We start from the raw sequence: 12,713 nt of genomic DNA, 5'->3' as shown, positions 1-12,713 counted from the left end.
ATGCCAATCTTAACAAAAGCAGAAGCAAAGGCACTTTTAACCAAAGTACTTTCTTACTCTAAAGCAGAACAATGTGAAGTTAACTTAAATTGCTCGGATAGCGGAAATTTAAGGTATGCCAGAAACTCGGTTTCTACCAGTGGCGGAATCAGTTCCAACAGTTTGGTGGTGAGTTCGGCCTTTGGGAAAAAACTGGGCACCGCTACCATAAACGAATTTGACGATGCTTCTTTGGAAAAAGTGGTTCGCAGGGCGGAAGAACTTGCGCAGCTTGCACCGGAAAATCCTGAATTTATGCCTTTTCTCGGTCCACAGGAATATGGTGCCGATTCGCCTACATTTTCTCCGGCCACGGCGGCCGTTCCGCCAAAAGATAGGGCAGATGCGGTACAGGCCAGTTTAAAAGAGGCTATGGATAATAAACTGAATGCTGCCGGGTTTTTATCGAACAGCGTGGGCTGCGCTGCAATGATGAATAGTAAGGGTTTATTTGCCTACAATACCTCAACCGATGTTGCTTTTAACATTACCGTAAGAACCGATGATGGTAAAGGTTCTGGTTATGCCACCAGGGGATATACTGATTTTAGCAAGCTAAATGCAAAAGCCGATACGGCTATTGCCGCCAAAAAAGCAATGTCGTCGGTAACGGCAAAGGCCATTGAGCCAGGAAAATATACCGTTATTTTAGAGCCAACTGCGGTAGCGGTGATGCTGGAGAACTTATTCTTCTCGATGGATGCCAGGCAGGCCGATGAAGGGCGGAGTTTTATGAGCAAACCGGGAGGTAAGACAAAATTGGGAGAACAGCTGGTAGACGAAAGGGTAAATATTTATTCAGACCCCTGGAACCCGGAGCTCCCAACATCAACATGGTCTGGAGATGGACGGCCACAACAGAAAGTAAACTGGATAGAAAAAGGCGTGGTTAAAAACCTTTACAGTTCTAGGTACTGGGCGCAAAAAACCGGAATTAAAGCGATCCCCTTCCCGGGTGGTGCCATTATGCAGGGCGGAACCAAAAGCCTGGAAGAATTAATTAAAGGAACAGAAAAGGGAATTCTGGTAACCCGTTTGTGGTATATCCGTACGGTTGATCCACAAACACTGTTATTAACCGGATTAACCAGGGACGGTACTTTTTATATCGAAAATGGCGAAATTAAATTTCCGGTGAAAAATTTTCGTTTCAACGAAAGTCCGATCATTATGCTGAATAATTTAGATGAAATCGGGATAGCAGAGCGTACAGTAAGTGCCGAATCTGAAGCGAATTATCTTTTACCACCGCTGAGGATAAGGGATTTTACCTTTACTTCTTTATCTGATGCGGTATAGCATATGAATGAAATAGAAAGGCCTGAGTATCAGATATACCCAGGCCTTTCTTATAGAAGTTGTTTAGAGTCCGTTGGCTCTTGCCGTAATTTCTGCAATATCCAGCACTTTTACTTCCTGTTCTTTATCTTTTAGTTTAATGCCATCGCTCAGCATCGTCATGCAGAATGGGCAACCCGCTGCAATAAATTGAGGGCTGGTTTCCAGCGCTTCATCAACACGCTCTACATTAATGTCTTTATTTCCTTTTTCGGGTTCTTTAAACATCTGTGCACCGCCCGCACCACAGCATAAACCATTGCTTTTGCAACGTTTCATTTCTACCAGTTGAGCATCTAAAACTTCCAATGCTTTTCTTGGTGCTTCATAAATTCCGTTTCCACGGCCTAAATAACAAGGATCGTGATAGGTGATTTTCTTGCCTTTAAAGCTTTCGCCCCCTTCAGCTTTTAGTTTGCCTTCATTAATTAAATCCTGAATGAGTTGTGTATGGTGGATGACCTCGTAAGTACCACCTAAGCCAGGATACTCATTCTTAATAGTATTGAAACAATGCGGGCAGCCGGTTACAATTTTTTTAATGTTATAAGCATTCAAAACTTCAATATTGGTCATGGCCTGCATCTGGAAAAGAAACTCGTTCCCTGCTCTTTTAGCCGGGTCGCCCGTGCAACTTTCTTCAGTCCCCAGTACTGCATATTTTATACCTACATGATGTAAGATTTTGCAAATGTCGCGGGTAATTTTCTGTGCGCGTTCATCGTAGCTTCCTGCACATCCAACCCAAAATAATATTTCTGGTTCTTCGCCTGCGGCCATTAATTCGGCCATTGTAGGGACTTTAAATTCCATTTGTCTATTATTTAATATCAAGTATCGATTAACAAGTATCGAGACCTGGTAATTATTATTTAATTCAATGTTAACTGAAAATTGTCAATTGCTAACCTTCTTGTGCCCAATTAAACCGGTCAGCTGGTGAATATTTCCAGGGAGCCTGGTTGTTTTCGATATTGCCCAGCATTGCATTAATGCTTCCCGGAGCCTGCGATTCTTCCATCACTGCATAACGGCGTAGTTCCACAATGATCTGTAAGGGATCGATATTAACCGGGCAGGCCTCTGTGCAAGCGTTACAACTGGTGCACGCCCAAATTTCTTCCCTTGTAATATAATCGTCCAACAAGGCTTTTCCGTCCTGATGTTCTGCACCGTGTTTGTCAATATTTTGTCCTACTTCTGTAATGCGGTCGCGGGTATCCATCATAATTTTTCGTGGAGACAGCAGTTTCCCTGTAATATTTGCCGGACATACCGAAGTGCAGCGCCCGCATTCGGTACAGGTATAGGCATTCATCAGGTTTACCCAGCTTAAATCGGTCACATCTTTTGCCCCAAATTTACCCGGTTCAGTTTCAGCCGGAACATACGAAGGATCGAGCATTGCTTTTACTTCATTGGTAACAGAAGCCATATTGGTAAATTCGCCTTTAGGCTCCAAATTGGAGAAATAAGTATTTGGAAAGGCAAAAAGAATGTGAAAATGTTTTGAATATGGCAGGTAATTTAAGAAGGCCAAGATTCCGATAATGTGGAACCACCAGCAGCTCCGCTCTATAATTACCAGTGCACTTTCTGTTGAAGGAAGCATATTCATTAAATACTGGCTTACCGGAAAAGCACCTGCATTAACATAATGGCTTGCGCCTAAAAGCTGCAGTTTTGCATCAGCTGCATTCATAAGCAGAAAAGCACTCATTAATAAAATTTCGGTAATCAGGATATAATTGGCATCTGATTTTGGCCAGCTTTTCATCTCTACACCACTAAAGCGTTTGAGCTTAAGAATGTTCCTGCGGATAAGAAAAATGGCACAGGAAATCCAAACGGTAAAAGCCAGAATTTCAAAAGATCCGATCAGAAAGTTATATAAACTGCCCAAACCATTAAGAATACGGTGGGTACCGAATAACCCATCAATCATGATTTCCAATACCTCGATATTGATAATGATGAAACCGATATAGACAAAAAAGTGCAGAAAGGCGGGGATAGGGCGCACCACCATTTTAGATTGTCCGAAGGCCACGCGGAGCATGGTCATTAATCTTTTTTGTGGCTGATCCCGTCGATCTACCGGTTTGCCTAAGCGGATATTGCGAATTATTTTACGCAGATTAACTGTAAACAGCGCAATTGCTGCAAGTGTAAGTACTAGAAAAAGGATCTGTGCTACCATGCAATATTAGATTGTAATGCTAAAATAGGATATTAATCCAAATAAATTACTATGCATGCATAAAAAAAATAATAAAATTGTTTGTTTGTACTCATTCTAAGCAAGGATTAAGGCCTCATTAAGGAAGTGTAAAAAATTAATTAATTGATAATCAGCTTAACAATGAAATAATCGAAAAAAAGTTTTGCTTTTGAAAAAAGAACGCTACATTTGCAATCCCAAACGGATGGTGCCATAGCTCAGTCGGTAGAGCAAAGGACTGAAAATCCTTGTGTCCCTGGTTCGAATCCAGGTGGCACCACTGCCAAAAGCCTTTCAGAAATGAGAGGCTTTTTTGGTTTTATGGTGTTTTTGTTTCCCCTTTTCATAATCTCTTAGAATAATTTAGACTAACGCATTGTTTGATTGTATAATCAAGCCAATTTTTGCATAATAGATGCTAAGCAAATTTTATATATTGCATTCATATAAAAACAATTATGAAAAAAAATAAACCTCTCAAGTTTAGTTACCGCCTTAAGCCTACTTATATGTTTGATATTTTCTTGTAGCAAAAATTCCGTTTCGGACTCTGACTCAGAAAATGCTATCAAACTTTCAAAGGAATGGTATCTGAAGATTAATAAAAATTCGATCACGGAGCTTACAGGAACAAATGGTCAAAGCAAAAAAGTGGAATTTTCTGTACAGTGGGATGTTGCGAAGGATTATTTCTTGGGTGCAAAAGAATATTTAGTTGTAGCACCGGTTAAACTAAATAATAATTTTGGTGATTTAAATGATAGACTCTTTTTATTAATTAGAATGTCTAAAAATGAATTTAATCAAATACTAATTTATGACAAAGATAGAGAATTTCAAAAGAATGATATTACTGGAGTTGAACTGCTGAAATTTTATGATAACTCCAAAAGAATAGTAAACTCACACGTTAAAAAAATATTTACGTCGCAAGTTTCAAGAAATACTAAATTAATGTTAACAAATCCCGGAAGTGGGGATGGATGTATTGACTGGTATTGGACAGTTTATGCGTACGATAGTGATGGAAATCCTCTTTATGTAATATCAGAAACTTTTTTATATCAGACATGTCCAAACCAACCAGGAGGAGATGGACCAACTCCTCCTGATATAGATGAACTACCTGAGCCTAATGTTTCTTTTGGTGAACCTGATGCTACAGAATTATCGGTTACCTTAGAAAGTTCTACAGCTGTAGAAAAGAATTATATGGTTTCCTGGTATTTCTATAAAGTGAATGGGGAAAGTTTAAAATTTAAGAGTTTTGAAAAAATTAAGTTGACGCCCGAACCCATAGGACTTCCTTGGGTAGTGAGTTCCATTAAGCATATTAGCCAATCGTTAGAGGGGACTATTGAGAGGCAATCGGTAAGCTGTATTCTAAATTGGGCTGAAGGAACAGTAATTGAACAAGGTGCTTATGGAAAAATGCAATTGTCATTTAAAGATAAACGTGAATACACATATAAAGGGGTTCTACGAACACGTTTTTCAGAAGATTTTAAGGCGTCGAGAGCTTGGGGAACACATGATCTTTTAGGTGATTAACTTTATGAATAAACTTTTACTATTAGTAATTATAATACTCTTTATTTTTGGTTGTTCAGAAAAAGTAAAACTTTATGAACAGCCCAAATTCATTAGATACAGTTCTACCTTTAGGGATTATATATCTGATGGATCAGTTAATAACAGTGTTATATTTAATGATATTGTCTACTATAAAGATTGCACATTATACTCTATTCCATCAATTTCCTATATTCTAAAAAAACATTATACTAAAAGAGATACGGTTATAAATGAACTTTTGCTCGCAAAAGACACATCTTATACTTATTATTTAATTAAAAATTTGGCTAAAACAGGGATTTGTTATAAATCTTTGACCTCGGTTCAAGGAATTAAGTTTGAAAGAGATTCCCTTATGATCGCTATGAATCTAGATAGCAATAATTTAAAGATTTTTAGCTTAAATCTAGGCCATCCCTATAAAACCACAATTAAAGAGAAACAAGAATTAGAGGTTTTTTTAGATAAATCCGAATATTCTACAGATACTGTTTACCGCTATTTTGATAAAAATTTAGCTGAAATACAATTTTCCTTTGCGCCATCCTTAGACAAGGAAAAGGGTAGTAAACTTTATAAAACAAGATTTGTTCAATTTCATCATAAAAAACATGATAAAAATCTAACCTTTGTTGAAAGAACTGATATAATAGAAGAATTTAAATTAATGAAAATTTCAAATGAAAAACCTATTAAAGAACTTTTTGATAGATTTTTGAAAGAGAGTCTAGAAAAATGAACGCTGTTGTTAAATATATTTTAAGATCATTTCATCTTTTTAATGTGCTAATTCTACCAAACAAAATTAATCTGAGTCTGAATCTATATACTTGCGTCAAACGTTTTTTATCGTATCTTTCTGTTGTTCAAAAAGATGGCTTTGTATTGTTGTATTTGAAAGAAAAAAAACCGAAATCCTTTTTGGAATTGAGAAAAAGAACACTACATTTGCAATCCCAAAAGGGGGTGCCATAGCTCAGTCGGTAGAGCAAAGGACTGAAAATCCTTGTGTCCCTGGTTCGAATCCAGGTGGCACCACTTAAAAAACAAAAGCCTTGCAGAAATGCAAGGCTTTTTACGTTTGGGGTAGTATTCATTTATGTTTCAACATGATATTCGGTTCGTTTTTCGGCCATTTCTTTTACTTTATCGAGGGCTTTTGGCCAGGTCTTTTCAAAATAATCAAGCCATTCTTCAATAATTTCCATGTCGATTATAAGTTCCGTTTTGCCATCTTTTTCAGTTAACGTATAATTCTCGAATGATTCGCCCCAGTTATGGAGTGTTTCTTTACCATCTTTTATTTCACCAATGTGCTTGATAGACAAGTATTGGTTCGGGATATTTTCTTCGATAATGGCTAGCATTCCGTCTCCCTTGCCATCGTGAAACAGCGCTTTGCTTCCTTTTTTCCAATCGGTTTCTACACTGGAGCCTTCAGCAAACACAGCAGTCCATTCCGGGTAACTTTTTACACCGAAAAGCACATCCCAAACTTTCTCTTTTGTAGCGTTAATGGTGGTTTTAAATTTTATTTTTTCCATAACCTGTAGTTTTAGTGTAATCCATTTCCTTTACCGTTAGGTGTACATTTATATTTAATGTTCCTGTTTGTTCATTTATAATAACAAATTTGGGGATGAATTGATTGACTTAGGCGGTGCAAAGGAGACAATTTATGGGGGTGAAAAGGCTAATAGCCTGGCATAGGTTTAGCCTATTTTTTAAAATTTAATAAATATTTCAGCAGAAAGTAATTTAATCGGTAGATTTACGTAATTCATGAATTGATGCGCTTAAGAGCACAATATTTTGAATTAAATTGAGTTGTTGGTAGGTAAAAGTTTTATTTCCAAACAACTTAACTATTGCTCAATACGTATATACACTAACGTTATCCTGATTTCTATGAGAAATAAGAAATTCATTTACCTGGTAGCACTAGGTTTTTTAAGCTTTGGGACCATTACTGGCTGTAAAAAGAGCAATGCTACGCCTGAGGGACCTGAAACCCCGCCAGTTGTGACACCTAGCGGAACGCGGGATGAACTGACTAAAGATTCTATCTTTTTATATGGCAAGGAGCTTTACTATTGGAATACTTCGCTGCCAACTTATGACGTGTTTAACCCACGTGGATTTAGTTCGAATGAAGCTGAGTTATATGCCATGACGCAATACTCCTTGAATCCGTCAACAGGAAAACCATATGAATATACGAGTACTCCCGGCGATCCTAAATATTCATTCTTCGACTATACAGCGGCTACTACAGGTAAAACCGGAATGCTAAAGGCCAGTGTGAATGGTTCAGCCAACGATTACGGTTTTTCTGTCCAATATAACAACGAGACAGACCTAAGGGTAAAATATGTATATCCAAATTCGCCGGCTGCCCAGCAGGGCTTAACACGTGGCTGCAGGATAACCGGTGTGAACGGAAGAACAGATCTGACCTATCCTGGTGCTGTTAACTTTTTAAATAGCGCTATTTTTGGCACAAATCCGGCGGTTACTTTAGCCTTTAATGATATTGCAGGTAATGCAAAAACAGCTGTTATAACCAGCAGCCTCTATACCATTAACCCAATATTGTTTACGAATGTTTATACTGTTGGTGCAAAGAAAGTTGGTTACATCGTATTTAATAGTTTTACTGATAATGCCTCTGCAGCAATTAGTTCGGTTTTTTCTGGCTTTGCTACACAGGGAGTAAGTGAACTCATTGTTGATTTACGCTATAATGGTGGCGGTTATGTAACCACTGCTACCGATATGATTAATTTAATGGCACCGGCAGGAGAAACCGGTAATACCATGTTTACTTCTTATTACAATAATTATTTACAGACGATCACTACGGCCCAGCGTAAAGCTTCTGTTTTGGCGCACCAACCGTTGTTAGACGATGGGGGTAAATTGCAGACTTTTACCACAGGTGTAAATGGAAAATATGCCACCTATGCTGATTTAAATTATTCGCCCACAGCTGCCGATAATATAGAGAAATTTGCAAAATCAGGTAGCTTAACTTTAAACAGGGTTTATTTTATAGTAACAGGATCTACTGCATCTGCCAGTGAGTTAACCATTAATAGCTTAAAACCGGTAATGGACGTAAAGCTAATAGGGAGAACAACCTACGGCAAACCTGTAGGTTTCTTTCCGATCAGGATAGACAAGGTAGATATGTATATCCCTGAATTTGAAACCAAAAACAAATTAGGCGTTGGTGGCTATTACTCTGGCCTTACGGTTGATAAAGAATCAGCAGAAGATTTAACCAAAGCATGGGGGGATGAAACAGAGACTTTATTATCTTATGCATTATTGTATGCCAAAACGGGAAGTTTTGTAACTACAGCAACAAAAACAGCCAGCTTGAGTACCAGTACAACAGTAATGCCGACAAAACTATCTGTAACAGAACTAAGGGCATTGGATGAAAAGTTGGATCCAAACGGATTTAAAGGAATGGTAATGACGCCTCACAAGAAATTTTAATGAAGCTTTCTAATGATATTAAGAGAGTATTGTAAATAAGTTTCTATGAAAAACTGTAATGTTAAGCCTGTCGGAACGCCCTTGATGGTGTTATCGAAGGTCTTTCGACAGGCTCAGGATGACATTCTTTGTTAATGAGACAGTCTAATTATTATTAGACTGGTATTTATAATAATATTTTACTGCTGATATCTTTATTTATGGTAATGTAGCCTGGATATTTAACCGGTGTATTGCCCAACATAAAAGTTGGTTTTATTTTTATGGTTAATAACCCCAGTTTTTCGTCTTTTGAAGATGATCCCTTCTGAGCAGCCTTGATAATATCATTAAAAATATTTCCATTGGATACCAATCCATAAATGTTGCTGACCAATTGTACCGGAACAGTAACCGTTTGATTTTGGCCAATGCTTACATTTTGATTAACCGTGCCTTCAGCCAGGTCGGTATTGTTAACCAGTATTTTGTATTCGAACTGGTTTATTGCCGCTAGATTACCGGAAGGGTTGGTTATTTCTAAATTCAGATTGGCTTTTAAAGGTATATCTTTTCTTAACAAGCCCAAGGCAATCCCTGGTAAATTAGTTAAGCTAAAGCTTTGCTGATCCATTAGCTTTTTAACATCGGTGCCTGCAATCGATACCTGTTGTACACTGGTAATTTTATAGGTGCAGTTTTCAAGGGCTTTTATCTGCTGTGCCTGCCTGTTTATTCCACAGCCAAAAATGCTTATGGTAAAGAGTAAAAGCAATAGTTTTTCTTTCATGTTATTCATAACGCCAAAATACTAAATCTATTTTAGAAGAAGCTGCTTTAAAATTGGGCAACTGTAGAGCAATAACTATTAACCGGATTAAACAATTGATTCAAGTTATTAACTTTACAAAAAATAAAAGATATGGCTATTACCATCCGGAACATCACTCCACAAGATAATGCAGCTACTGCTTTAATGATCAGGACGGTCTTAAGAGAATTTAAAATAGACAGGCCTGGAACTGTTTACACCGATCCTACGACTGATGAGCTCTCTAAAGTTTTTGAACATCCCCAATCCGCTTATTGGCTGGCTGAAGAGGATGGGGTTATTATTGGGGGCTGTGGCATCTATCCAACAGAAGGCTTGCCAGATGGTTGTGTAGAGCTGGTTAAGCTATACACTTCCGCATCCTCTCGAGGAAAGGGGATTGGCAAGATGCTTATGGAGAAAAGTATAGAATCGGCACAGCATTTTGGTTATAATGAGGTTTATTTAGAATCGTTTCCGGAGCTTACCACCGCAATTGCCATGTACGAAAAGGCAGGTTTTAAAAAACTCGCTGCACCATTGGGTAATTCGGGGCATTTTGCCTGCAATGTTTGGATGCTGTTGGTGTTATAACTGGATTAACCATAAAAAACGGTTAACCGGTTAATTTTTGTGATAAATCCAGCTCAATTAACCGGTTGCATTTTCCCTTTAATCTTAATTTTTGCCTACCCTGTTTTCCTCATCGCTTGTTCCGGTTTGCCTCCTGCGGGCGGTTTTAATTTTCATATTCCCGAATTTATAGGTGAAACTTAAATTAATTCTACGGCTTTCCCATTCGTTCTGCCAGTAGGTTTTAATGTTGTTGTATTCCAGGTTGGCTCTAAATTTACTCGTATTAAAAATATCATTTACTTTTAGGGCCAGTGTTGCATTTTTATTCCAGAATGATTTTTTAGCACCAATATTTAGCTGATAACTCCCCAAGCTGTGGAAAAGACCGGAAACTGAAGGAGAATCGTAATAAGCATAGGTTGACAGGCTATAGTTTTTAGGCAGGGTGATCGTATTATCCATCATGACCGACCAATTCCATGAGAATGCATTATAACCATTTCCCTGTACTGCTGATTCGGTGCGGTTATAACCAACCGAAACTTCGGTGCTGTTGTTCCACCATTTGGTTATATCGAAAGGGTTGCCTGTAGCCATGTAAAAGTTTGTGGTTCTGTTCAGGTTTTCTGGTTTCGAGATACTCTCTTTTGTGTTATTGTTCTGATAAACCACTTCCCATATCGAACCGTCGCTTACCGAATAACTTAAGGTAAGTACCCTGAAGTTTTTGATGGAGTAATTAAATTCAAAGCTATTGGCGTAAGATGGTTGTAGTAACGGGTTGCCCTGTAAAGCTGTATATGGGTCAGAATAAAAGGTAAAGGGGTTTAAGCTACTGTATGATGGCCTGTTAATGCTCTTCCGGTATGCCGCTGTTATAAGGTTGTTGGAGTCGAGCTTTAAGGAAACAAAAAGCGTTGGGAAAAGCTTCCAGTATTTTCGGTCAATCAAGGTATTTGTGCCCGATGAACTGCCATTACCTAAGGTTTGTTCTGCTCGTAAGCCCGCTTTAATCTGGATCGTTTTAAAACTTTTATCAAGGGAAAGATAGCCTGCATTGATATTTTCATTGTATAGGAAGGCGTTTGTCCTGCGGGGATCATTAACCCAGCCTTCCGTTTTTAACGAATCGAAACGCACATCGCTCTGCGATTTTACCCAACTGCTTTTCCAGCCGGTTTCCATTTTTAATGTTTTTGAAAAATTGATGCTATAATCGGTCTTGATCGAATAGATAGAAACCTTGCCCATGCCTTTGTTGCGTAAATCGATTGGATTGCCGATCAAGTGATCGCCCGCATCGAGATAAGTATTGGTAAAGGTTTCGTCTTTGCTGTTATCGTATTGAACATAATCTGCATCAACACCCAATTCTCCACCCAAGGTATCTGTTTTAAAACGGTAGTTTAGATTAAGGGCATGGTTTTTTTCGGTATTACTTTGAGGATTGAACATTGATGTTGCCCCCATTTTTATGCCGGCCGCATTATAATTTACCGAATTGCTGTTTACTTTTGTTTCTTCAGGAGCGGTAAATCCTTTCACCATTAATCCCAAGGTATGTTTGTCATTTATAAAATAATCGGCACCGGTAGCGTAATTTAGGCTGTTGGTTACCGGATGCCAGAAGTTAAGCTGGTTATATTGTTCAGCGCCAATGGTCCTGTTTAACGTTAACCTGTTGTATGAGTTATAATGTCCGGCATCTAACCGTATATAAGTGCTAAGCTTTCCGATATTATAATTGAGGTTGGTTCCGGCATAAACTTTTTCATAACGACCGTAACCTCCACCCAGGTTCATGTTCCCGTTAAAGCCCTGCATTTTATTTCTTTTGAGTTTGATGTTGATGATCCCAGCCGTGCCCGCCGCATCGAAAGCAGATGGAGGGTTGGAAATCAGTTCTATTTTGCTCAACACTGATCCGGGCAATGATTTTAGGTAAGTGGTTAATTCCAGGCCCGTCATATAACTCATCTTACCATCGATCATTACATTGATTCCATTCTTACCTTTCAGTACGATGTTGTCGTCCTTATCCAGTTTTACCCCTGGCGATCTGCTGATTACTTCCAAGGCATTATCACCTGCAGTATTCATCTGTTCTACGTTTACGATTACCCGGTCTGCTTTTTGATCAATTACCGGCATTTTAGATATAATGTTTACCTCTTTCAGGTTTTGAGCTTGGTCTGCCAGCATAATTACCGGAACCTTAAGAGCCCTATCTTTTACCTCGAATGGTTCAGATTGGTTTTTTCCATAACCCATCATTAAGGCTTTGATCAGATACCTCCCTGATTTAACGTTGCTGAACTCGTATAAACCTTGTTGGTTGGTAACTTGTAAAGCAACTGAAGCGGAATCGGGTAAGTGGATTAATGCTACAGATGCATAATCGAGTGCTTTTTTACTTTTGTCGGTAATGGTTCCTGATACCTTAATGTTTTGAGCAAAAGCAGTTTGGAGGTTAAAAATAAGTAGGGCAAAAAGAGCAGATTTAAATAATAGCTTCATCATCGTTTGTTTTATATTGACGTTTCAAAGATGAAGAGGCTGTATGAGGCTAAAAATTATATAATCCCAACCCTTTAAAATATTATCCCAATGCTTTTTGAGGTAATAAAAGGTGTTCATCCTCTAATGCCAGGGGTTGGGATAATTATTTGC

At 38.3% G+C, this 12,713-nt stretch carries 10 protein-coding genes and 2 tRNA genes; 7 read left to right on the top strand and 5 right to left on the bottom strand.

What is annotated here, in order from left to right; genetic code table 11:
* A complete protein-coding gene (locus ACFSR6_RS06415; protein ID WP_379076502.1) occupies positions 1 to 1,338 on the top strand; it encodes a TldD/PmbA family protein in 1,338 nt (445 codons plus the stop codon).
* 63 nt (positions 1,339 to 1,401) lie between these two features.
* Here the strand turns inward: ACFSR6_RS06415 and ACFSR6_RS06410 are convergent, their stop codons facing one another.
* Both ACFSR6_RS06410 and ACFSR6_RS06405 read right to left on the bottom strand, forming a co-directional pair.
* Positions 1,402 to 2,190, bottom strand: coding sequence for a (Fe-S)-binding protein (locus ACFSR6_RS06410; RefSeq protein ID WP_379076500.1), 789 nt, complete (start codon positions 2,188 to 2,190; stop codon positions 1,402 to 1,404).
* Between the two features lie 91 nt (positions 2,191 to 2,281).
* Complete coding sequence (locus tag ACFSR6_RS06405; protein ID WP_379076497.1) at positions 2,282 to 3,577, bottom strand: 4Fe-4S dicluster domain-containing protein; 1,296 nt, start codon at positions 3,575 to 3,577, stop codon at positions 2,282 to 2,284.
* Positions 3,578 to 3,805: 228 nt separating this feature from the next.
* Between ACFSR6_RS06405 and ACFSR6_RS06400 the strand changes: the two genes are divergently transcribed.
* The 4 genes from ACFSR6_RS06400 to ACFSR6_RS06385 all read left to right on the top strand — a co-directional run bounded on the left by ACFSR6_RS06400 (position 3,806) and on the right by ACFSR6_RS06385 (position 6,211).
* A tRNA-Phe gene (locus tag ACFSR6_RS06400) sits at positions 3,806 to 3,878 on the top strand.
* A 233-nt stretch (positions 3,879 to 4,111) separates the two neighbouring features.
* Positions 4,112 to 5,149: a hypothetical protein gene (locus ACFSR6_RS06395; protein WP_379076494.1), complete on the top strand. Its 1,038-nt coding sequence runs from the start codon at positions 4,112 to 4,114 to the stop codon at positions 5,147 to 5,149.
* Positions 5,150 to 5,153: 4 nt separating this feature from the next.
* Positions 5,154 to 5,912, top strand: coding sequence for a hypothetical protein (locus tag ACFSR6_RS06390; protein WP_379076491.1), 759 nt, complete (start codon positions 5,154 to 5,156; stop codon positions 5,910 to 5,912).
* 226 nt (positions 5,913 to 6,138) lie between these two features.
* Positions 6,139 to 6,211, top strand: a tRNA-Phe gene (locus ACFSR6_RS06385).
* A 59-nt stretch (positions 6,212 to 6,270) separates the two neighbouring features.
* Here ACFSR6_RS06385 and ACFSR6_RS06380 read toward each other — a convergent pair.
* Positions 6,271 to 6,717: an SRPBCC family protein gene (locus ACFSR6_RS06380; protein ID WP_379076488.1), complete on the bottom strand. Its 447-nt coding sequence runs from the start codon at positions 6,715 to 6,717 to the stop codon at positions 6,271 to 6,273.
* A 364-nt stretch (positions 6,718 to 7,081) separates the two neighbouring features.
* Between ACFSR6_RS06380 and ACFSR6_RS06375 the strand changes: the two genes are divergently transcribed.
* Positions 7,082 to 8,677: a S41 family peptidase gene (locus tag ACFSR6_RS06375; protein WP_379076486.1), complete on the top strand. Its 1,596-nt coding sequence runs from the start codon at positions 7,082 to 7,084 to the stop codon at positions 8,675 to 8,677.
* A 166-nt stretch (positions 8,678 to 8,843) separates the two neighbouring features.
* Here ACFSR6_RS06375 and ACFSR6_RS06370 read toward each other — a convergent pair whose 3' ends face one another.
* The gene (locus ACFSR6_RS06370) at positions 8,844 to 9,446 is read right to left on the bottom strand and encodes a hypothetical protein (protein WP_379076483.1); all 603 of its coding nucleotides are present in this window, start codon (positions 9,444 to 9,446) and stop codon (positions 8,844 to 8,846) included.
* A 132-nt stretch (positions 9,447 to 9,578) separates the two neighbouring features.
* Between ACFSR6_RS06370 and ACFSR6_RS06365 the strand changes: the two genes are divergently transcribed.
* Positions 9,579 to 10,061 (top strand): GNAT family N-acetyltransferase, encoded by a 483-nt coding sequence (locus ACFSR6_RS06365; RefSeq protein ID WP_379076481.1) that lies wholly within the window; start codon positions 9,579 to 9,581, stop codon positions 10,059 to 10,061.
* 84 nt (positions 10,062 to 10,145) lie between these two features.
* On the opposite strand, the gene ACFSR6_RS06360 is transcribed toward ACFSR6_RS06365, so the two are convergent.
* On the bottom strand, positions 10,146 to 12,563 hold the full coding sequence (locus ACFSR6_RS06360; RefSeq protein ID WP_379076478.1) for an outer membrane beta-barrel family protein: 2,418 nt from the start codon (positions 12,561 to 12,563) through the stop codon (positions 10,146 to 10,148).
* Positions 12,564 to 12,713: the final 150 nt, after the last annotated feature.

Source organism: Pedobacter vanadiisoli (assembly GCF_042684385.1).
Classification (GTDB): Bacteria; Bacteroidota; Bacteroidia; order Sphingobacteriales; family Sphingobacteriaceae; genus Pedobacter; species Pedobacter vanadiisoli.
The sequence above is the reverse complement of the archived record's forward strand: the minus strand, read 5'-3'. Positions and strand labels throughout refer to the sequence as shown.